The sequence below is a fragment of the Aquabacterium sp. genome (genome assembly GCF_049274795.1).
Taxonomy (GTDB): domain Bacteria; phylum Pseudomonadota; class Gammaproteobacteria; order Burkholderiales; family Burkholderiaceae_C; genus Aquabacterium.
The window spans coordinates 65,180-87,815 of the sequence record NZ_JBASTH010000122.1; the positions used below are offsets into that span (position 1 = coordinate 65,180).

General features: G+C 65.6%; 14 protein-coding genes. 5 read left to right on the forward strand and 9 right to left on the reverse strand.

The annotated features are described in order from the left end of the window. Positions 1–48 precede the first annotated feature (48 nt). The 5 genes from pbpG to WAQ08_RS21230 all read right to left on the reverse strand — a co-directional run bounded on the left by pbpG (position 49) and on the right by WAQ08_RS21230 (position 6,513). A complete protein-coding gene (gene pbpG, locus WAQ08_RS21210; RefSeq protein WP_422194622.1) occupies positions 49–1,209 on the reverse strand; it encodes a D-alanyl-D-alanine endopeptidase in 1,161 nt (386 codons plus the stop codon). Between the two features lie 179 nt (positions 1,210–1,388). Continuing rightward, a complete protein-coding gene (locus tag WAQ08_RS21215) occupies positions 1,389–2,930 on the reverse strand; it encodes a 2-isopropylmalate synthase (protein WP_422194521.1) in 1,542 nt (513 codons plus the stop codon). 274 nt (positions 2,931–3,204) lie between these two features. Continuing rightward, positions 3,205–4,047 carry a CDP-diacylglycerol--serine O-phosphatidyltransferase gene (pssA, locus tag WAQ08_RS21220; RefSeq protein WP_422194522.1) on the reverse strand — a complete coding sequence of 281 codons (843 nt, stop codon included), beginning with the start codon at positions 4,045–4,047 and terminating at the stop codon, positions 3,205–3,207. A gap of 81 nt (positions 4,048–4,128) precedes the next feature. Beyond that, complete coding sequence (locus WAQ08_RS21225) at positions 4,129–5,505, reverse strand: mechanosensitive ion channel family protein (RefSeq protein WP_422194524.1); 1,377 nt, start codon at positions 5,503–5,505, stop codon at positions 4,129–4,131. A 66-nt stretch (positions 5,506–5,571) separates the two neighbouring features. Further along, complete coding sequence (locus tag WAQ08_RS21230) at positions 5,572–6,513, reverse strand: histone deacetylase family protein (RefSeq protein WP_422194525.1); 942 nt, start codon at positions 6,511–6,513, stop codon at positions 5,572–5,574. 49 nt (positions 6,514–6,562) lie between these two features. Between WAQ08_RS21230 and WAQ08_RS21235 the strand changes: the two genes are divergently transcribed. The 5 genes from WAQ08_RS21235 (at position 6,563) to WAQ08_RS21255 (ending at position 12,529) form a co-directional block, all read left to right on the forward strand. After that, positions 6,563–7,468 carry an AAA family ATPase gene (locus tag WAQ08_RS21235; protein WP_422194527.1) on the forward strand — a complete coding sequence of 302 codons (906 nt, stop codon included), beginning with the start codon at positions 6,563–6,565 and terminating at the stop codon, positions 7,466–7,468. An 18-nt stretch (positions 7,469–7,486) separates the two neighbouring features. Further along, positions 7,487–8,500, forward strand: coding sequence for a DUF58 domain-containing protein (locus tag WAQ08_RS21240; RefSeq protein ID WP_422194529.1), 1,014 nt, complete (start codon positions 7,487–7,489; stop codon positions 8,498–8,500). Continuing rightward, complete coding sequence (locus tag WAQ08_RS21245; protein ID WP_422194530.1) at positions 8,497–10,620, forward strand: transglutaminaseTgpA domain-containing protein; 2,124 nt, start codon at positions 8,497–8,499, stop codon at positions 10,618–10,620. Before WAQ08_RS21240 ends, WAQ08_RS21245 begins: the two co-directional genes overlap by 4 nt. Before the next feature lie 83 nt (positions 10,621–10,703). Beyond that, the gene (gene mltB, locus WAQ08_RS21250; protein ID WP_422194532.1) at positions 10,704–11,873 is read left to right on the forward strand and encodes a lytic murein transglycosylase B; all 1,170 of its coding nucleotides are present in this window, start codon (positions 10,704–10,706) and stop codon (positions 11,871–11,873) included. 329 nt (positions 11,874–12,202) lie between these two features. Further along, positions 12,203–12,529: an H-NS family nucleoid-associated regulatory protein gene (locus WAQ08_RS21255; protein ID WP_422194533.1), complete on the forward strand. Its 327-nt coding sequence runs from the start codon at positions 12,203–12,205 to the stop codon at positions 12,527–12,529. 97 nt (positions 12,530–12,626) lie between these two features. Here WAQ08_RS21255 and WAQ08_RS21260 read toward each other — a convergent pair whose 3' ends face one another. The 4 genes from WAQ08_RS21260 to WAQ08_RS21275 form a co-directional block, all read right to left on the reverse strand. Further along, positions 12,627–15,395 carry a M16 family metallopeptidase gene (locus tag WAQ08_RS21260; RefSeq protein WP_422194535.1) on the reverse strand — a complete coding sequence of 923 codons (2,769 nt, stop codon included), beginning with the start codon at positions 15,393–15,395 and terminating at the stop codon, positions 12,627–12,629. A 171-nt stretch (positions 15,396–15,566) separates the two neighbouring features. Next, positions 15,567–16,727 (reverse strand): response regulator, encoded by a 1,161-nt coding sequence (locus WAQ08_RS21265; RefSeq protein ID WP_422194537.1) that lies wholly within the window; start codon positions 16,725–16,727, stop codon positions 15,567–15,569. 11 nt (positions 16,728–16,738) lie between these two features. Then, positions 16,739–20,650 carry a response regulator gene (locus WAQ08_RS21270; protein ID WP_422194539.1) on the reverse strand — a complete coding sequence of 1,304 codons (3,912 nt, stop codon included), beginning with the start codon at positions 20,648–20,650 and terminating at the stop codon, positions 16,739–16,741. Positions 20,651–20,842: 192 nt separating this feature from the next. Next, positions 20,843–22,603 carry a methyl-accepting chemotaxis protein gene (locus tag WAQ08_RS21275; protein ID WP_422194541.1) on the reverse strand — a complete coding sequence of 587 codons (1,761 nt, stop codon included), beginning with the start codon at positions 22,601–22,603 and terminating at the stop codon, positions 20,843–20,845. Positions 22,604–22,636: the final 33 nt, after the last annotated feature.

The following is a 22,636-nucleotide window of genomic DNA, read 5'->3' on the forward strand; positions in this document are numbered from 1 at the left end:
CCCCATGTCGCCTCGCTGCGGCGGCCTCGCCGCACGCGCGTTCAAAAGTCAGGACGTCGGATCCAGCTTGAGGTTGACCGACTCCAGTTGGCGGGGCGCAGCCTCCAGCCACTTGCGCACACGCTCGGCATCGCCCTGGCGCGAGTACTTGCCGGTCGAATCCAGGAACACCATGATCAGCTTGCGGCCAGCCATCTTGGCCTGCATCACCAGGCAGCGCCCGGCTTCCACGATGTAGCCGGTCTTCTGCAGGCCGATGTCCCACGAGGGGCTGCGCACCAGGCTGTTGGTGGTGCGGAACTGCAGGTGGCGCGCGCCCACCTGCACGGCGTAATCCGTGGAGGTAGACAGCTCACGGATGGTGTGCTGCTGGTAGGCCGACTTGACCAGGTTGGCCAGGTCCTTGGCACTGGACTGGTTCTGGCTGCTCAGGCCCGTGGGCTCCACATAGTGGGTATCGAACATGCCCAGCAGGCGCGCCTTGGCGTTCATGGCCTGCACGAATGCAGGCAAGCCGCCAGGATAGTGCCGGCCCAGGGCATGCGCCGCACGGTTCTCGGACGACATCAGCGCCAGGTGCAGCGCATCGCCCCGGCTCAGCGTGGTGCCCACGGCCAGGCGCGAGCTGCTGAACTTCTCGGTGTCGACATCTTCGGAGGTGATGGTGATGGTCTCGTCCATCGGCTGGCGGGCTTCGACCACGATCAGGGCGGTCATCAGCTTGGTCAGCGAGGCGATGGGCAGCACCGCATCCGAGTTCTTGGCAAACAGCACCTCGTTGGTCTCCTGGTCCATCACCAGGGCCACGCTGGATTTCAGGTCCAGCGGGTCAGAAGTCTGGTGCAGACCGTAGATCTGGCCGAAGGAGGCGCCGGACGACGCCGACACCGCCGTCGAGGCGATCACGGTGCGACCCAGTCGCTGGGCCTTGGCTGGTGCCTGCACCGACACCGGCACGACGCGCGCCGGCAGGCGGTCATCGTCATCACGGCTAGCGCGGGCTTCGCGGATGTCGCGATCGGAGGGCGGCACCACCTTGGCGACGCGCGCCCGCGTCTGCTTTCTGCTGACGCGCTCGGTGGCCTTCTTGCGCGAATGCGACTTGGCCTGGCGCGTAGCGGTGGACTTCTTGGCCTTCGACTTTTTGGCCGAAGCCGATTGCGAAGCGCGCTCCTTGGCCTTGTTCGACGCGGCCTGAACCTGGGGCATCCAGGTCAAAGCAGCCACCGACAACAAGGCGGAAATGAATATGCGCAGTCTGAACTTCTGATCCACCACGACTTGCCCTTTCGACGTAGTACAAAGTGTAATGAAAAACGCGCGCAAGATCAAAGACTTACGCCACGTTCATCAAGTGGCCTCTGTTACAAAGCCCACCCGTCGAAGGGTTATCCCTGTGCCGCCACCCGCTCTGCCTTGCTGTGCAGCTTGTTCAACGCTGCAAGATAGGCTTTGGCTGACGCCACGACAATATCCGGATCCGCTCCAACGCCATTGACCACGCGTCCGCCATGTTGGAGGCGCACGGTCACTTCACCCTGCGATTCTGTACTTCCAGACGTGATGGCATTCACCGAGTAGAGCAGCATTTCCGCGCCACTTTTCACAACGGTCTCGATTGCCTTCAAGGAGGCGTCCACCGGCCCATTGCCATCGCTGTCAGCACGGTGCTCGGCACCACCGGCGGCAAAAACCACGTGGGCGTGTGGGCGTTCACCGGTTTCAGAGCGCTGCGACAGCGACACCAGGCGGTAGTGCTCCTGTTCGGGCGTGACGCTTTCATCGCTCACCAGGGCGATGATGTCCTCGTCGAAGATCTCGCTCTTGCGGTCGGCCAACTCCTTGAACTTGGCAAACGCCGTGTTCACCACCGCTTCAGAATCCAGGTCGATGCCGAGTTCCTGCAGGCGCTGCTTGAAGGCGTTGCGGCCCGACAGCTTGCCCAGCACGATTTTGTTGGCGGCCCAGCCCACGTCTTCGGCGCGCATGATCTCGTAGGTGTCGCGGGCCTTGAGCACGCCATCCTGGTGGATGCCGGAAGCATGCGCGAAGGCGTTGGCGCCCACCACGGCCTTGTTGGGCTGCACCACGAAACCGGTGGTCTGCGAGACCAGGCGCGAGGCCGGCACGATCTGGCTGGCGTCGATGCGGGTTTCCAGGCCGAAATAATCGCGACGCGTGCGCACCGACATCACGACTTCTTCCAGCGAGGTGTTGCCGGCACGTTCGCCCAGGCCGTTGATGGTGCACTCCACCTGGCGTGCGCCGCCGATCTTGACGCCGGCCAGCGAGTTGGCCACGGCCATGCCCAGGTCGTTGTGGCAGTGCACGGACCAGATGGCCTTGTCGGAGTTGGGGATGCGCTCGCGCAGCGTGCGGATGAAGTTGCCGTACAGCTCGGGCACGGCGTAGCCCACGGTGTCGGGCACGTTGATGGTCGTGGCGCCTTCGGCGATCACGGCTTCGAGCACGCGGCACAGGTAGTCCACATCCGAGCGGTAGCCGTCTTCGGGCGAGAACTCGACGTCGCTGGTCAGGTTGCGGGCGAAGCGCACGGACTGCTTGGCCTGCTCGAGCACCTGCTCGGGCGACATGCGCAGCTTCTTTTCCATGTGCAGCGCGCTGGTGGCTATGAAGGTGTGGATGCGCCAGGCATTGGCGCCCTTCAGGGCCTCGGCGGCACGGGCGATGTCGCGGTCGTTGGCGCGGGCCAGCGAGCAGATGGTGGAATCCTTGATGACGTCGGCGATGGCCTTGACCGCTTCGAAATCACCGTTGGACGAGGCCGCGAAACCGGCTTCGATCACGTCCACCTTCAGGCGTTCGAGCTGGCGGGCGATGCGCAGTTTCTCGTCGCGGGTCATGGAGGCGCCGGGCGATTGTTCGCCGTCGCGCAAGGTGGTGTCGAAAATGATGAGCTTGTCGGTCATGGTGGTCTCCGCATGGGCAAGGGGTTCAGGCGGCTGGTGGGCGCATCTGGCTGCCGGCACCTGGCTTGGAAACACCTCGCCAAACAAAACGGCCCGCAAGAAGCGCTTGGCGGGCCGTGATGCAAAGGGGTACTGATGTACAGACGTCAGCGATCAACGCGCCCGGGGCACTCCCAGAGGTAGTAGCGAGAAGGGGCGTTGGTTCAGCGACATACGGGTCAATATACCACGCACACCCTGCGCGCGGTACGGGCATATGCCCTGGAAAAAGCTATCAGCGGTGTAGGCCTGCTTCATCGGGCTCATCGGTGGAGGTGGAAATCACGCTCACCGGCTTGCCCTTGAGTTTTTTCCAGACGAACACAGCATAGCCCGACAGGCCGTAGATCACGAAGATGCCGAACAGCACACCCGCCGGATGCAGATTGATCACGGCGATGCCCAGGGCGATGGCCACGATCACGATGAAGGGCACGGTGCGCTTGAAGCTGATGTCCTTGAAGCTGTAGAACGGCACATTGGTGACCATGGTCAGGCCAGCGTACAACGTGAAGGTAAACGCAATCCACACCATCCACGGCAGGCTTTCAGCGCTCTCGCCCAGATCCGTCACCACCCAGATCAGGCCGACCACCAGGGCCGCGGCTGCCGGGCTGGGCAGCCCCTGGAAGAAGCGCTTGTCGACCACACCGATGTTGGTATTGAAGCGTGCCAGGCGCAGCGCAGCGCCGGAGCAGTACACGAAGGCGGCGATCCAGCCGAGCTTGCCCAGGCCCTTGAGTGCCCATTCGTAGACGATCAGCGCCGGTGCAGCCCCGAAGGACACCATGTCCGACAGGCTGTCCATCTGCTCGCCGAAGGCGCTCTGCGTGTTGGTCAGGCGCGCGACGCGGCCATCCAGGCTGTCGAGCACGGCGGCACAGAAGATGCCGTAGGCCGCCTGCTCGAACTGGCCGTTCATGGCCATCACGATGGCGTAGAAACCGCCGAACAGGGCCGCCAGCGTGAACAGGTTGGGCAGGATGTAGATACCCTTGCGACGCGGGCGCGGGTGCTCGTCGGCTTCGTCGAGATCGACGAGAGGGGTGTCAGGGCCTTGGGTGGGTGGGATGCTCATGCCTGGTCGGGCCGGTGTGCCCGTGGAGAGAAAGAGATCGGCGTCACTGATCAGTGAAGGGCAAACGGTGTGCCCATGCGCTCAAGGTGTCGGCGAGGATACATCACCGCCCGCCGTACTGGCCACCGCACCACCCACCGTGCCACCCATGGCACCGGCCACGGCCGTGAGTGCGTCCGTGGCGGCCGGCGGCAGGTGCAGCACCTGCTGCGCGAACGGGATGTCGACCCCCAGCTCATTGAGGCACTTCAGGACGGCCATGTTGACATCGGAACGCACGTTCATTTGGCCGCTTTCCGGGTCGGCCACCCAGAAGCTGATGGTGAGCTCCAGCCCGTCGGACGGGAACGCCGTCAGGTACACCCCAGAGTCATCCACCACGCGGGGCACCGCGGCCACGGCCTTGATCAGCATGGGGCGCAGCCATTCGATGTCGGTGCCGTAGGCCACCTGCACCACGGTCGTGAGCTGCAGCTTGTGGTTGGCCATGGAAGCGTTCTCCACCCGCTGCGTGATCAGCAGCTCGTTGGGAACGATGGCCTCGCGGCCCGTACTGGCCCGAAGGACCGTGTAGCGGGTGTTGATGTCGGTGATGCGGCCCTCGAAGTTGTCGACCTTGACCAGATCCCCGATGCGCAGGCTGCGCTCGGCCAGGATCACGAAGCCGCTCACGTAGTTGGAGGCCAGCTTCTGCAGCCCGAAGCCCAGGCCCACGCCGATCGCACCGCCCAGCACGGACAGGGCTGTCAGGTCCACCCCGGCGGCCGACAGCGCCATGATCAGCCCGATGGCGATCAGCAGCACCCGGATGACATTGGCCGCGATCTTGCGCAGCGAGAGGTTGTCGGAGGCGCCCCGCAACAGGCGAGATTCGATCGCGGAAGACACCGACAGCGAAAGGATCAGTACCAGCACGGCCGACAAGGTGCCTTCGATCAGGCTGCGCACGCTGACCTTGGACGCGCCGATGTTCAGGGTGATGGCGCCCAGCTCCTCCTGCACCAGCGGCAGGATCCCGGTGATCCACAACACGGAACCGGCCCAGGCCAGCCACGACACCGTGCGCTCGATCACCTGCACGGCTCCGGAATCCGGGAAGGCCGCCCTCAGCACCTTGACCGTCAGCCGGATGATGGCCAGCGACACCAGGATGGGCAGCACCAGGCGGAACACGGCCAGGGGGATGTCGTCGAGCAGCACCCGGCGCGCGATCAGCGCCAGCACCAGCGCCAGCAAGGGGAACAGCACCCCGTCGTAGATGCGGTGGCCGAACCACACGGAGCCATGCGGCACCTGCCGCCCTGCCCAGACCCGCACCATGAACCAGGCCAAAAGCAGGCACCCGCCAAACACCACCAGTTCCAGCAGGGCCGTCGGTTGCTGCAGTTGTTGCCACAGCTGCATCAGTTCATCGGCGGTCAGAGGCTGGGTGTGGCGGATCGGTGGACTCGTCGTCATGGACGTGATTGGACCATGGGACGAACCTGGAGCAGCTCGTCCGCGTCAGCGAACCATGACGCGCACTCAACCGGCCGCACCGGTGAGCACACGCAAATGCGCCGCGACGGAGCGCGCCAGGGCCTGCAGGCTGTAGCCCCCCTCCAGGCAGGACACGATGCGCCCTTTGGACCACCGGTCAGCCACCTCGACCACCTGGCGGGTGATCCATTCGTAGTCGGCCTCCAGCAGGCGCAGGCCGCCCAACTCGTCATCACGGTGGGCATCGAAGCCCGCCGAGATGAAGATCATCTCGGGACGGAAGGCCTCCAGCGCCGGCAGCCACTTGTCGGTCACTGCCGCGCGGGCGAACGAGCCGTCCGACCGCGGCATCAAGGGCACGTTGACCATGTTGCGCCCCAGCGGGTGCGTGCCCGTGTACGGGAACAGGGGGTGCTGGAAGAAGCTCACCATCAGCACCCGATCGTCGTCACACAGGATGTCTTCGGTGCCGTTGCCATGGTGCACGTCGAAATCGACCACGGCCACGCGCTTCAGGCGATGCACATCCAGCGCATGTCGCACGCCCACCGCCACATTGTTGAAGAAGCAGAACCCCATGGTTTCATGGCGGGTGGCATGGTGCCCAGGCGGCCTGACCGCGCAGAAGGCGTTGTCCATCTGGCCGGTGATCACGGCATCGGTGGCCGCGATGGCCGCGCCGGCCGCACGCAGGGCCGCCTGCAAGGTATGCGGCATCGCCAGGGTGTCCGGATCACAGTAGCGTTGCTCGCCGCTGGCTTGCAGTTGCTGCAAGCGGTCGATCAGGCCCAGCACGTAATTGCGGTCATGCGCCCTGTCGAGCTGGTCCACGGTGGCCTCGGGCGGCTCACTGTGCAGCAGCAGCGCATCGAGCCCCTGGGCCAACAGGTGGTCGTCGATAGCGGACAGCCGCTGGGGGCACTCAGGATGGCCCTCACCCATGTCGTGGCGACGACACGCGGAATGGGTGAAGTAACCGGTCGCCATGGGATGTCTCCAGGCCTACAGGGCAGGCTCTTTAGGGTAATGTGGCTGCATGCTTCAAAAACTCGTGGACCAGATTAGCACGATCGTGATCGGCAAGCGCCCCCAGGTGGAGCTGAGCGTGATCTGCCTGTTGGCCAATGGCCATCTCTTGATCGAGGACATCCCCGGTGTGGGAAAGACCACACTGTCCCATGCACTGGCCCGCTCGCTGGGCCTGAGTTTTTCGCGGGTGCAGTTCACGGCCGACCTGCTGCCCTCTGATCTGCTGGGCGTGAGCGTCTACGAACGTGAGCGGCAAGGCTTCGTCTTCCACCCTGGCCCCGTGTTCGCCCAGGTGCTGCTGGCCGACGAGATCAACCGGGCCGGCCCGCGCACCCAGAGCGCCCTGCTCGAGGCCATGGAAGAGCGCCAGGTCACCATCGACGGCCAGACGCGTCGCCTGCCCGATCCCTTCTTCGTGATCGCCACCCAGAATCCGGTCGAACAGCTGGGCACCCACCCGCTGCCCGAATCGCAACTGGACCGCTTCGCCCTGCGCGTGTCTCTGGGCTACCCCGATGCGCATGCCGAGCGGGCCCTGCTCAAGGGGCAGGACAAGCGCATCGAGTTGCAAGCCATCCAGCCCCTGATGAGTCTGGATGAATGGCGGGGCTGGCAGGCGCGTGTGGACGCCATCCACGTGGCCGATGCCCTGCTCGACTACCTGCAGACCCTCATCGCCGCCACCCGCAGCCCGCGCTGGTGCGTGCAGGGTTTGAGCCCACGCGCAGCGCTGTCGCTGCTCAGGTTGTCCAGGGCGCGTGCACTTCTACAGGGTCGCCAGCATGTGTCCCCCGAAGACCTGCAGGCCCTGTGGGTGCCTGCCGTGGCACACCGCCTGGTGGTGGCCAATGCCACCGCGGGCGATGCCAGCCAGCAGGCCCAGGCCCTGCTGGACGCCACGCCAGTGCCCTGAGACTGAGGGACAGAGCCAATGGCGACCGCAGGCATCCTGTCAGGCTGGCGCCGTCGCTGGCGGGCCTGGAGCAACGCGCGCTCCCCCAGCCAGGATCAGATCACCCTGACGCAACGCAACGTCTACATCCTGCCCAGCAAGGGCGGAATCGGCTACGCCGCGGTGGTCCTGGTGCTGCTGCTGGCGGCCATCAATGAACAGCTCAACCTGGCCTACGCCCTCGCCTTCCTGCTGGGCGGCGTGGGGCTGTCGGCCATGTGGCTGACGCACTCCAACCTGCGGGGCCTGAGCCTGTCGCTGGGCAACATGGTCAGCGTGCATGCGGGCCAGAGCCTGTCCATGCCGGTGCGGCTGGATGCCACCACCCTCGCTCGCGGACGGTTCGGACTGTCGTTGCGCGCCCTGACCGACGACGATGCCCCAGCCCCCACCGATGTGGCCGGCGAAGTGAGCCGCGGACACCAGAGCACCGTGCTCGTGCCACTGACGGCGCCCAAGCGGGGCTGGCTGGAGCTGCCCCGCCTGCGCATGGACACCACCTACCCGCTGGGCCTGTTCCGCGCCTGGGCCTACTGGCGTGCCCGACAGCGCGTGCTGGTATGGCCGGCGCTGGACCCTCATGCCCCGCCCCTGCCCGACAGCGATGTCCAGGGCGATGCACGAGCTGCCGCCGCGATGCGCCAGGCCGACGTGCCTGAAGGCCTGCGCCCCTGGCGCCGTGGCGATACGCTGCGCGCCGTGGCCTGGAAGAAGTCCGCCACCCGCCTGGTCAGTGGCCTGCCCCCCGTCAGCCGCGAAGCTGCAGCACGCCACTACCAGGCCTGCTGGATCGAGTGGGAGCATGCCCAAGGTCTGCCCCTGGAGGCGCGCCTGAGCCGGCTGGCTTCATGGCTCGTGATGGCCGAGCAACGGGCCCTGGACTCCGGCCAGCCTTACGGACTGCATCTGCCTGACCGGACCCTGGGCCCGGCCCAAGGCCCTCAACACCTGCAGCAGTGCCTGGACACCCTGGCCACCTGGGGGGCCGCATGATCCTGCGTTGGCGCCACGATACCTGGCGCCACGACCTGCGCCAGCGTTGGCAATCGCTCACGCGTGAAGGGCGCGACACCCTCTGGCTGCTGGGCATGCTGGCCCTGGTGCTGGCGCCGCATGCCGGACGCCTGCCCTGGTGGGCCAACCTCGGCGCCATGAGCGCGCTGGCCTGGCGCGCCAAGCTGGCCTGGACGGACGGCCCTTTGCCAAAGCGATGGCTGCTGGCCCTGATGCTCGGCGCCTTGCTGGCCATGAGCTGGCTGACCTACCGAACACTGATAGGCCGGGAACCAGGCATCACGCTGGTCGTCGTGCTCACCACCTTGAAATGCCTGGAGTTGCGCGCGCGGCGCGACAGCCTTGTCTGCCTGTACCTGGGCTTCTTTCTCATCCTCACTCAGTTTTTCTACAGCCAGGGCATCGGCACGGCCGTGCTGATGCTGGTGGCTGTATGGGGCTTGTTGACATCACTTGTCATGGGGCAGCGTCCGCTAGGCCGCCCCTCCATCATCGAAGTCGGGCGAGATGCCCTGCGTGCCATGGCCTGGGGGCTGCCCTTGATGGTGGTGCTGTTCGTGCTGTTTCCGCGCTTCGGGCCGTTGTGGGCGCTGCCCTCCGACAACAAGGGCCGTACAGGGCTGTCAGATACCTTGGCGCTGGGTCAGGTCGCCGAGCTGGCCCTGGACGACTCTATCGCCTTGCGCGTACGGTTCAACGGCCAGCCCCCGCCGCCGGAAAGGCTGTATTTCCGCGGCCCGACACTGGACCGTTTCGACGGCCGGACCTGGCGCCCCGGCAACCCAGCCTCACCAGATCCTGTGCTGGAAGGCACGCCCACCTCCTATGAGATCACGCTGGAGCCCACTGCACTCCCAGTGCTGCCCTTGCTGGAAGGCACGGGCGCAGCCCGGGTGATCGCTGGCGGGGACAACCGCACACGGATCGAGCGTGTCGGCCTGACCTGGTCTCGCCAAGGCGGACGCGATGGGCGACTGATCCTGCAGGCCCAGGCCTGGCCCCGATGGCACTGGCCCGACGCCTTGCACGAGCACCAACAGCGCTACTGGACCTCGCTGCCACAAGGCTACAACCCAGGCACCCGGGCATGGGCCGCTCAATTGCGCCAACAACTGCAGGCGCGCCAACCCGACCCACAGATGCAGCCCCCGCCTTTGCTGCTGGCCAACGCCGTGCTGAATCACATCCGCACTGCCGGCTACAGCTACACGCTGGCCCCCGGAATGCCCGAGCAGCCCACAGTTCATCTGATAGACGACTTCTGGCTACGCCAGCGCGAGGGCTTCTGCGAACACTTCGCAACTGCCTTCGTTGTGGTGATGCGCGAGATGGGCGTGCCTGCCCGCGTGGTCACCGGCTACCAAGGCGCGGAACTCAACCCGGTCGATGGGCAATACATCGTCCGCAACAGCAGCGCCCACGCCTGGGCAGAATTTTGGCAGCCAGGGCGCGGCTGGGTCCGGGCCGACCCGACCGCCGCCGTTGCCCCGGAACGTGTTCAGCGCGTGCCCCGCCCCACACCGTTCGTCGGTCTGCCCGGCCCCCTAAGCCAGCTTGACCCTGGCGCACTGCGCCGCATGCGCGATCTGTGGGACGCGGTGGACAACCGCTGGAACGTCTGGATTCTGCAGTACTCACGCGGTGAGCAGATGGCCTTGCTCAAGTCCCTCGGCTGGCCACAACCCGATCTGCAGGCACTGATGCAGGCCCTGGCCTGGGGTTTGGGGCTGGCTGGTGGCGTAGCTGCCGCCGTGGCCTGGTGGACACGCGAGCGCACACCGCGACAACCCTGGCAAGAACCGCTGCGGCGAGTCCACCGGGCGCTATCACGCCTGGCTGTCGCTGCGCCCCCTGGCGTCGAGCCCGCCGCGGCATCGGCCTGGTGCGTGCACCTGCTTCAGGCCTGGCCAGAGCCCCGTACAGCGCAGCAGGATGCGCTGCTGCGTCTGCTGCATCAACTCGATGCCCTGCGGTATGGCCCCCCCCCGGCAGAACCACGTACACGTACCTCTGCGCCCTGGCTTGCCCTGGTCCGGCAGATCGAAGCCTTGTCACGCCCGCCCCCGGCATCGCCCCATGGGGCAAACTCCAACCCATGACCCACGAGACTTCAGCCCGACGCCCTTTGCCGCCTTCTCCACTCTCCAGACTTCGCTCGCCTCGCGCTCGACAGAAACTGGCCATGTTCCTGGCATGCAGTGCCCTGGCCATCGGTTTGCAGGGCTGCGGCAGCACCGCCCCAGCACCTGCTGGCCCTGCGGCCCCTCAGGCGGCATCAGCCCCTTCTGCACCCGCCAGTGCTGCATCCATCCCCAGCAAGGCCCCCACGCAAGCTCGCCCCATCGCAGCGCTGCCTGTGCTGCAGGCCACGCCTCTGGAGGTCAATCCCTCCCCCAACAGCTACGCACACCGCGCAGATGCCGCCGCCCTGGCCGCCCTCATCGCCGAACGCGAACAGCTCGACCCAGCCTGGACCACCGCCGTCCTCGCCCGCGCCCAGGTCAATGACGCCGTGCGCCGCCTGATCATGCCGGCGGCCAACCCAGGCGCCAAGAACTGGACCGCCTACCGTGCACGCTTCATCGAACCCATCCGGATCCGCGCCGGCGTGGCCTTCTGGAAGGCCCATCGGGCCACCTTGCAACGCGCGCAGGACACCTACGGCGTGCCCATGGACATCATCGCGGGAGTGATCGGTGTCGAAACCATTTATGGCCGCTACACCGGCAACACGCGCGTACTCGATGCCCTGGCCACGCTGAGCCTGGACTTTCCCAAAGGCCGCAGCGACCGCAGCGCCTATTTCCAAAATGAACTGGCGCAGTTCCTCAAGCTGTGCGCCGAGCAGCAGGATGATCCGACACAGGTACTGGGCTCATCCGCAGGCGCCATCGGGTGGCCGCAGTTCATGCCGGGCTCCATCCGCCGTTTTGCCGTTGATTTCGATGGCGATGGCCACATCGACCTGCGCAACAGCACGGCCGATGCCATCGGCAGCGTGGCCAATTTCCTGGCCCAGCATGGCTGGCAGCGCGGCCTGCCCACCCACTATGCCGTGCAGCCCCCGGAAGACGAGACCGCGCGCGCCATGCTGCTGCAGCCAGATATCGTGCCCAGTTTCACCAGCGCCGAGATGCTGAAATCAGGTGCCACGCTGGAGACTGCGGCACACCCGCACCCAGGTCTCCTCGCCCTGGTGATGCTTTACAACGGCGGCGCCCCGCCCACTTACCTGGCAGGCACGGACAATTTCTACGTCATCACGCGTTACAACCAATCGAGCTATTACGCCCTCGCTGTGATCGAGCTAGGGCAGGCCGTGTCCGCCGCGGCCAAACGCTCCGTCAAATGAATACTCGCTGGTAGTTTCAGCGCTCGTTCGCGTTTGAAATACTCAGAGGCTCAATTTGTAACGCACCCCCAATCACGCACTGTGTGCAATGCATTTTGAAACCACCTGGAGATCGGGTTTCCCAGGTGGTTTCAATTTGCAAGATATAATTGCCTCGCCGAAAACTTCATGTATAGAATCCGCTCACGGAAACGATCAAGCCGGCCATCAGACTAATGCATTGCCTGAATTGGGATGGATGCATGGGTCTCAATTAGAAACTCTCTGATTGATTCGATCGTTTCCCAGCGTACGCGGATGCAGGTGCTACTTCAAAAAGGATCGTCACGATGTCTTCCTACCAAGATCTCCTGGCCCAAAAGGCCGCTCTGGAAAAACAAGCAGCTGAGCTGGAAAAGGCTTTGTCCGACGCACGCCGCACCGAGCGTGCCGGCGTGATCAATCAGATCAAGTCGCTGATGGCCGAACACGGCCTGACCGCCGCCGACCTGGGTGGCAAGCCTGGCAAGGCCCCCTCGGCCAGCGCCGGCCGCAAGGTGGCCCCCAAGTACCGCAACCCGGCCACCAACGAAACCTGGACCGGTCGTGGCCTGCAGCCCAAGTGGGTCGCCAGCGCCCTGGCTTCCGGCAAGAAGCTCGAAGATTTCGCCATCTGAGCGTGATCTCATCCGAGTACTGCGTCAGCAGTACCCCAAAGAAAAAGCCGCAGCACCCGCTGCGGCTTTTGTCATCCAGGGCCCCTCACATATCACATCAAGGTCGCGGTGTTTCCTTGAAATCCCCGCCCACCCCGGTCACGAACTGCTCGGGTTTGACATAGCGCCGCAAGGCCGCATTGACCTGCTCCAGCGTGAGCGCTTCCAGCGCCGCATCCACACGGGCGGATTCTGCGAAGGTGCGCCCCACATAGAGATTGTTGGCCCAGGCGGACGCCAGGCGGCCATCCTGCGCCCGAGACAGGCGCCGGTAATTGAGCAGGCCCTTGCGTCCCGCATCCAGCTCGGTCTGCGTGAAGCCCTCGGTCAGTGCTTTGCGGACCTCTTCCTGAAGGGCTTTCTCGACCTTGTCCAGATTCTGCGGTGCAAAGATGGCCGTGGCTGCCCAGGTTGAATGCGGCTCCATCACATTCCAATCCACATAGCTGTAGACGCTGTAGGACAGCCCCTCTTTTTCCCGGATTCGATTCCAGAGCCGGGAATCTCCACCGGAGCCCAGCAGGTAATTGGCCAGCGTCAGCGCCGGGTAATCCGCATCCCGATCGCTCAAGGGCACGGGCTGCGTCACCGTCAGGGTGGCGTTTTGCTTGTCCGGTGTAGACAGCACGATGCGCGTGGGTGACACAGGCACCAGGGGATCAGGCACGCGGGCATAGGGCTCATCAGAGCGCCAGCCCTCGAATGCCTTGGTCAAGGCACTGCGCAAGGCCGTCGGGTCGAAATCACCCACCGCGGCGAACTCCGCGTGCGATGCGCTCAGGAACTTGTCGTGGTAGGCCTTGACCCGCTCGATCGACACCGATGTCCAGTCGGCCTCGATCTCGTCGAAGGTGCGCGCATAGCGCACATCACCCGGGCGATAAGGGTTGCCGTGGCGCGCCAGGGCATTGGCCACCACGGCACCCGGTTCCTTGCGCTGGCTGGTCACCATGGACAGGGCCTGGCGACGCACCTCTTCCAGCACCTCCGGTGGCAAGGTGGGTTGCTTGAGCAATTGCCCCACCAACTGGATCACGGCAGGCAGGTGCTCACGGCGTGAATCGATGTTCACGATGAGCTGGCCATCTCCGCCGCTGAAGGACACTTCTGATTGCAAGGCATCCAGCCGATCCTGCACCTGCTGGCGGCTCAGCCCGGCGCCCCCCTTGTCGAGCAACTCGGCCAGGGCCGTGGGCGCTTCGCCCCAGCCCTTGAGCGATGTCTCGGTGCCAAAGCGCAGGCTCAGCACCGCCTTGACCGCCTGGCCACGGCTCGCCTTGGGCAAGAAGGCCACCTTGAGGCCCGGCGCCAGCGAGAAGCGCTGCGTGCGTGCATCGATGTTGGCCGGGCTGGCATCGAAGGCTTCCACCTGGGCCACCTGGGCCGAGGGCTTGAAGTCCTTGAACTGCGCGGCCACGTCCACGCGAGCCGGCACAGGCGCGCGCGCTGGCGATGCCGTGGGGATGTACTCGCCCAGGGTTCGGTTGGACGACACCAGCACCTGGCCCGCCACCCGCTGCACATCGGCCAGCGAGATCGCCTTGATGCGGTCGCGGATCAGGAAGAACAGGCGCCAGTCGCCCTGCGATACCGACTCGGACAGCCCCGCGCCTATCTGCTGCGGATCGGCAAAGGCCATGTCCCAGGATTTGAGCCACTTGGCGCGCGCGCGCTCCAGTTCGTCAGCGGTGATGGGCTCGCTGCCGAAGGATTCCACCGCCTTCGTCAAGGCATCGCGGGCCTGCGCCATGTCCTGCCCCGGGCCCAACTGCGCGCCCAGGATCATGAAGCCGGGATCGGCCAGCCCTTCCGAGAACGCGAACACCGACGCGGCCAGTTGCTTCTCGGTGAGATGCTTGTGCAGGCGACCAGAGGGCGTGTCGCCCAGGATCAGGTTGATGAGATCGACCGCGGCGTAGTCCGGCGCGGCGGCTGGCGCAATGTGGTAACCCGCGTACAGCAGCGGCACGCCACCCACGCGGCGCAAGGTGACGCTGCGCTCGCCGTCCTGCACAGGATCCAGCGTGTACATGGGTGCCGGCCCGACCTTCGGGCGTGGCAGCGAGCCGAAGAACTCACGCACCCAGGCCAGCACCTTGGCTTGGTCGAACTTGCCGGTGATGATCAGCGTGGCGTTGTCCGGCTGGTAGTACTTCTTGTAGAAGGCCTGCAGGCGTGTGATATCGACGCCTTCGACATCGGTGCGTGCGCCGATGGTCGACTTGCCATAGTTGTGCCACTGGTACATGCCGGCCAGGGTCTTTTCGAACAGGATGCGGCCCGGGCTGTTCTCGCCCATCTCCATCTCGTTGCGCACCACGGTCATCTCGGAATCGAGGTCCTTGCGGGCGATGAAGCTGTTGACCATCGCATCGGCCTGCCATTGCAGGTACCAGCGCAGGTTGTCGTCGTTGGCGGCAAAGCTGGCGAAGTAGTTGGTGCGGTCGAAGGTGGTGGAGCCATTGGCGCTGAGGCCGCGCTTGCTGAACTCCGCCCACACCTGCGGGTGCCGGGGCGAGCCCTTGAACAGCAGGTGCTCCAGCAGGTGGGCCATGCCGGTCTCGCCATAGCTTTCGTAGCGCGAGCCCACGCGGTAGGTCATGTTGACCAGCGTGGTGGGCTTGGCATCGTCCGGCACCAGCAGCACCTGCAGGCCGTTGGGCAGGCGGTACTCGGAGACGCCTTCCACACTCGTGATGGCCACCGGGCCCTGCGCTGCCTTGGCGGAGGGTTTGACCGCCTTGGCGGCAGGTGACTGTGTGGCGGCCAGCACAGGATGCGAGGCCATCGCCAGCATGCAGGCCACCCCGATGGCGGACAGCAGCATGGCACTTGATCGGAACGGGGTGACGCGCCGCTCGCGTCCCGCAAAGAGATGTTGTTCGAAGGTCATGAGCACATGAAAGGCCGCAGGCCTGGAGGTCGAAGAGCTTCGTGTCAGTGTAGAGCCTGACTTGAAAGGTTCCCCGAGCGCCTGCCGTGGGTGCTCAGCGCCGGTTCAGCCCGGCGTCTGTGCTGGCAAGTCGCGCACCTGACGCTCCTGGGCCTGCGCCAGATCGTGGTCGGAGTCGGTGAAGCGCAGGGCAATCTGCCGGAAGTCCTCGTGGCAGCCCATGAAGGCATCGACCACATCGGGATCGAAGTGGCTGGCCCTGCCGGCCTGGATGATCTCCAGCGCCTGCTCATGCGCCATCGCCGGCTTGTAGACGCGCCGGCTGATCAAGGCGTCGTACACATCGGCCAGGGCCATCAGCCGTGCCGAGATCGGGATCTCATCACCCTTGAGGCCCTCAGGGTAGCCCGAACCATCCCACTTCTCCTGATGGCTGTAGGCGATCTCCTTGGCGAACTGCAGGAAGTCGACCTGCAGGCCCAGTTGGGCCTCTGCCCGCACGATGGCATCGCGGCCCAGGGTCGTGTGGGTCTTCATGACCTCGAACTCCTCAGGGGTCAGGCGGCCTGGCTTGAGCAGGATGCGATCGGGCACGCCCACCTTGCCGATGTCGTGCAGGGGCGCGGACTTGTACAGCAGGTCGATCACCTGATCGTCCAAGAAGGCGGCAAAGCGCGGGTGCGTGCGCAATGCCTCGCACATGCGGCGCACATAGTTCTGCGTGCGGCGGATATGGTTGCCGGTCTCGTTGTCCCGCGTTTCAGCCAGCGAAGCCAGCATCAGGATGGTGACGTCCTGGATGGCCTGCAGTTCCTGCGTGCGCCGCCCCACCTCGGCCTCCAGGTACTGGTTGTTGTGCTTGAGGAAATCGGCAGCGGCCTTCAGGCGCAGGTGCGTGGCCACGCGGGCCAGCACGATGGGCGGGCTCACGGGTTTGGTGATGTAGTCGATGGCGCCGAGCAGCAGGCCGGCTTCTTCGTCCTTGGCCTCGGCCAGCGCCGTCAGGAAGATCACGGGGATATCGCGCGTGGCAGGCTCAGCCTTGAGGTGGCGGATCACGGCATAGCCATCCATCTCCGGCATCATGATGTCCAGCAGGATCAGATCGGGCGCCGGCGTGCTGGCTGCCAGGCGCAAGGCGCGCTCGCCATTGTTGGCCACCTTGACCTGGTACTGCTCCTTGAGCAGGCCACTCATGAGCGAGAGGTTTTCCGGCGTGTCATCGACCACAAGCACGACAGGCTTGCTGAGCAAAGGTGTGGACATGGTGGGCCTCATCATCGGGGTGGGAGCGCCGCGGCGCAATGCTGCAATGCCTCTTCGAAGTCGAACGACTCGATGGCCGTGGCCAGCGAGGCAAAAGCCGCTGTGCTCAGGCTGGCCTTGAAGCTCGCCTGGTGCTGCTGGAAGAACTCGACCGCCTCGGGGTCGGCAGCCTCCAGCAGCGACGCCAGGCGGGCCAGGTGCGCCTGAGCCTGCGCAGCATCGACACCGGGCTCGGCATCGGCTGGCGGCTGGGCATCTGGCAGCACGGCTTCAAGCGCCTGCGTCAAGCGCGTGACATTGGCCGCCAGCGCATCCAGCGCCTGGCTCAGCACAGGGCTGGGCGCGGCCTGCGCCAACAAGGCCTCCAGCGCCGTCGTCTGTGCTTGCAGATCCTTGGCCCCGATGTTGCCGGCCAGACCCTTGAGGGTGTGCGCCAGACGCCGGGCATCGTCCCAGTGCCCCTGCTCGATCGCGGAACGCACCGCAGCGGGCGTGCCCTGCTGCATGTGCGCAAAACGGCGCACCATGCTGAGGTAGAGATCTTCCTTGCCGAGCACGCGGCGCAAGCCGTCCTCGACGTCCAGGTTTTCCAAGCGCCGCAGCGCCAGAGGCAGGGCCGACGCCTCCCCAGACTCGGCCGAGGGCAAAGCTGCATCGGCAGGTTGTTGCGTCCGTTCGGGCAACCACCTCACCAGCGCGTCGAACAGCAGACGCGGCTCGATGGGTTTGGCCACATGGTCGTTCATGCCGGCCGCCGCGCACTGGGCACGGTCTTCGGCCAGGGCATTGGCGGTCATCGCGATGATGGGCACATCGGCCATCGACGCATGGCTGCGCAACTGCCGCGTGGCCTGCAGCCCATCCATCACGGGCATCTGCATGTCCATCAGGATCAGGTCGTAGGGGGTGGCCAGGGCCATGTCGACGGCCTCCTGGCCGTTCTCTGCCAGGCTCACCTGAAAGCCCTCGCCTTCCAGCAGGCTGCGCGCCACGTCCTGGTTGACGTCGTTGTCCTCCACCAGCAGGATGCTGGCCCCGCGGCGTGCGGCCAGCTCCGGCGGCACATCGACCAGCGGTGCGGAGCGCACCTTGCGTACGGCCCCGCCCATCATGACCGCCAACTGATCGAACAGCACGGAGCTGGTCACGGGCTTGAGCAGCATGGCTTCAACGCCCAACTCGCTCAGCGAAACGCTCACGTCATCCTGGGTGGATGAAGAGCTCACCATCAGCAGCCTCGGTGCGCGGGGCAAGGGCAGCGACTGAAGGGCCTGCACGGTGGCCACACCATCCATGCCCGGCATGAACCGGTCGATGACGGCCAGATCCACCACGTGGCCACCCGCCCCCTGCTCGCTCAACCATTGCAGCGCCTGGGGGCCTGAAGACATTTCAGTGACGCTCAGGCCCACCCGCCGCAACAAGGCAGCGATGGCACGCCGGGCGCCCTCGTTGTCATCGACCACCAGGGCCGTGCGGGCGCTCCAGTCAGCGCCCAGCACCTTGGGCAGATCAGGCGCCGGATCCTTGTCGAAACGGGCCTTGAACCAGAAGGTGGAGCCCTGGCCAGGCTGGCTGTCCACACCCACCTCACCGCCCATCAGCCCCGCCAGGCGCTTGCAGATGGACAAGCCCAGGCCGGTGCCGCCATAGCGGCGCGTGGTGGTCGAATCGGCCTGCTGGAAGCTCTGGAACAGGCGGCTTTGCTGTTCGGGCGTGAGGCCGATGCCGGTGTCCTGCACGGCAAAGTACAGCGTCACCACATCGTCGGTCTCTTCCTGGCAGCGGATGATGACGGTGATGTCGCCCTGCTCGGTGAACTTGACCGCGTTGTTGGCGTAGTTGATCAGGATCTGGCCGACGCGCAGGGCATCGCCCAACAGGCGCCTGGGCACGTCGTCATCGATGTCGAACACCAGCTCCAGCCCCTTGGCATGGGCCTTGGAGGCCACCAGGTTGGCGGTGTCCTCCAGCACATCGTCCAGGTCGAAAGGCACGTGTTCGAGCTTGAGCCCGCCCGACTCGATCTTGGAGAAATCGAGGATGTCGTTGATGACACCCAGCAGGTGGTGGCTGGCCCGCTCGATCTTGCGCATGTTCTCGCGCTGGACGGGCTGGAGATCGGTCTTGAGCGTGAGGTGGGTCATGCCGATGATGGCATTCATCGGCGTGCGGATCTCGTGGCTCATGTTGGCCAGGAAATCCGCCTTCATGCGGGCCGCGCTTTCAGCCATGTCCTTGGCCTGGCTGAGCTGCTCCATCGCGGCCCGCTTGAGCGACATGTCGTAGATCCATGAGCAAAAGCGTGGCCCGGCCGGCCCCGTTTCCAGCAGCACAACGGCGATGAGCGCCCAGAATGCCTCGCCATCGCGGCGGCGCATCGACAACTCCATCGTGACGTTGGCATCGCCCCGGTCCATCGCGGCCAGCAGGCGCTCGCGGTCTTCGGGATCCGCGTACAGCTCTGGCACAGCCAAGCTTGTCGGATCCACATTGCCCATCTTGAACAGCTCGATGAAGCGCCGGTTGGCGAACAGGAGTTTGCCCGGGCGCGTGGTGATCATGACCGCCACGGGGCTGGAACCCAGCATCTGGTCCAGCTCGCGCTCGTGCGCCGAGATCTCGGCCGTGCGCGCGGCGACCTTGGCCTCCAGGTCTCGGGTGCTCTCCAGCAGCATGGCGCGCATGTGCTCCTGGGCATCGACCAGGGCGCCGATCTCGCGCGAAGGCACGGGCGCCGTCACGGGATGATCCAGGTCCATGGCGCCCAGGCGCCTGCTTTCGCGCACCAGCCACTGCAGGCTGTGGGCCACGCGGTGCGCCAGCAGGCTCACGCCCACCGAGGCGGCCACCAGCGAGAACAGCAGCATGAGCAAAGTCATGGCCACGCGCGAAGGCCCGAAATCCAGGTAATCCTCCAAGGGCGCCACGCCAATCACCACCACATCCTGGCCCAGGCCCAGCGGCAACACGGCGGCCGACCCGAGCCAGGTCTTGCGCTGCATGTCGAAAGCCGTCTCCATGGTGGATGGCCGGCCAGCCTTGTGCCATTCGGCCAGGGCCCGCGCCACATAGGGGAAGCCCACGTCGGCCGGCTGCTGGAACATGGCCTTCGCCATGGGCACCGCAGTGGCCTGGTCAACCGGGCGCGGCACGCCGATGAGCCGGCCATCCGTCGACAGGATCCCCACCCGGCCATTGCGGCCGACCACGGTCTCGCGCGTGAGCACGGACAAGGCCCGGAGGGTGACATCGAAGGCGAGAATCTCACGCCCCTGCCCGCCCTCACCCGCCCAATGCGTGGACACTGTCACCCCGGGCTCATTGGCCGAGGCAAACAGGTAGGGCGCTGTCCATTGCCTGCCCCCCTCAGGCACATCGCCGCGCATCTGGGTCTGATGCCATGGGCGCTGTCTGGCGTCGTAGGGCGTGTCCTCCTGCCTGCGTTCGAGCAGGGTCTGCTCGTCACGCCACCACAGCATTTCCTTGAGCCGCCCCTTGCTGGACGGATCGCTCAGGCGGTTGTACCAGCGCCCGTCGGGCAGGCGCATCAGCAGGATCTCGCGCCCCTGCCCGTTGGCCCGGACCACCGACGAGATGCCCGGATGGCTTCGCAGCAGCGGCATCATCTGCGCATTGAAGCTGCGCACATCGTCCAGCGGCAAACGGCCGCCGCGCCCCCATTGGCTGCTCATGTCCAGCAGGGATTCCGTGTTCGTGCGCAGGGTAGAAAGGCGCTCACCGATGTGGCTGGTGTGCCGCATCATCTGGCTGAGGGCCAGCTCCTTCCACAGCGGCAGCAACACCATCACATAGGCCGCCACCTGGTAGATGACGAAGCACACCGTCATGATCGCCACGATGCGGGTGACCAGCAGCCTGGCCAAGCCGGATCGCTCCTTGCGCTCAACACTCGTGCTCACACGACTTCCCTGTGATCGCTGACCGGATCGTCGTCAGCTGGACGGTGCGCCAGAGCGCGGGTTATCCCGATCTTCTAGCAGCTTTGCCATGAAATTGCACGCGGATTCGCCCATGGTGCGGGAAAGACAACACGGCCCGACTGACACATCAGGCGGGCCGTGCAGGTGGCTGTCACCAGGGCTGCTTGCCGATCAGAAGGTTTCCCAGTCGTCCGAGCTGGCAGCCGTGGCAGCCGAGGGCGGTGCCGGGGGCAAGGCCGCAGCCATACTGGCGGGTCGGTTGCTCACCGCGGCCACGGCGGCAGGCTTGGCCGCCACGACGGCGGGCGCCCTGGGCGTCGGGCTCTTGGCGCGATGGATCACCTGCTTGGTGATCGTGTCGGCCAGGCCGTTGTCGGCACCATCACCCACGCCCACCTTGAAGACGGACACCACGGTGCGCAGGCGGTTGGCCTGATCGCTCAGCGAGGAGGCCGCAGCGGCGGTCTCTTCGACCAATGCGGCGTTCTGCTGCGTGACCTGGTCCAGCTGGGTGACCGCGATGTTGATCTGGCCGATGCCGTTCTTCTGCTCGGACGAGGCCGCGGCCAGTTCGCCCATCAGGTCGGTCACACGTTGAACGCTGGAGACGATCTCCTCCATCACCTGGCCGGCATCTTTCACCAGGCGGGAGCCGGATTCCACGGTCTCGACCGACTCGGTGATCAGTTGCTTGATCTCCTTGGCGGCCTGCGCGCTGCGCTGGGCCAGGGTGCGCACCTCGCCAGCCACCACGGCGAAGCCGCGGCCCTGCTCGCCCGCACGGGCGGCTTCCACCGCCGCGTTCAAGGCCAGGATGTTGGTCTGGAAGGCAATGCCGTCGATCACACCGATGATGTCGGAGATCTTGCGCGACGAATCAGTGATCTGGCCCATGTTGTGCACCACGCGCGAGACCACCTCGCCACCACGCTGGGCCGAGCCCGTCGCGTGGGCGGCCAACTGATTGGCCTGCTGCGCCGTGTCGGCCGCGTGGCTCATGGTGCCGGTGAGTTCTTCCATGGCCGACGCCGTTTCCTGCAGGCTGGCGGAGGCTTCTTCCGTGCGTGAAGACAGGTTGTGGCTGCCAGAGGCGATTTCACCCGAGGCCATGGACACGGCGTTCACGCCACCGCGCACCTCGCCCACCACCGAGCGCAGCTGCAGCACCATCTTGCCCAGGGCACGGGTCAGCTTGGCCAGTTCGTCGTCGCCCTTGGCCTGCAGGTCATGGGTCAGGTCGCCCTCCGACACGGCCTCGGCCAGCGTGAGCGCCCCGTTCAGCGGACGGGTCACAGCACGCGAAATGCTGATGCTCAACCCCACCCCCAGCAGCAGGGCAATCACCACCACGCCGATGATCAGGTTGCGGGCACGTGCGGCCATGGCAGCGGCCTCGTCGCTGGCGCTCTGGGCAGCCTTGTCGTTGTACTCACTCATGGCCTTGAGCGCCTCGACCACGGCGTCGAAGGTCTTGAGGCTGTCGGTGGTCATCACCGCCATCGCGCCTTCACGGTCACCCAATTGCAGCTTGGACTTCATCGACTGGCTGGTGGCGCGGTAGATGTCCCAGCGCTTGACGAACTCGTCGTACAGGCCTCGCTCTTCGCTGTCCGAGATCGACGCTTCGTAGCTCTTGCGGTGTTTGTCCACGGCCTCGACGGCCAGTTCCATGCGCTGGGCGACCTTCTCGATCTCCTCGGGCGGGGTCATGGCCAGGCGATACTCACGCACGCGATAGCGGGTGGCCGATTCGCTGATCAACAGTGCATCGCGCACACCGGACAGGTGCCCGGTGGCGATCTCCTGAGAGCGGTCGCTGATCACCGACAGCTGGTAGATCGAGAACGCCGCCACCACCAGGATGGCGGACAGGACGGCACCGAACCCCAAGGCGAGCTTGGTGCCCACCTTGAACTGCTGCAAGAATGGCATGGAAACTCCTGTGTATCGTCTGGACAGTTGCCA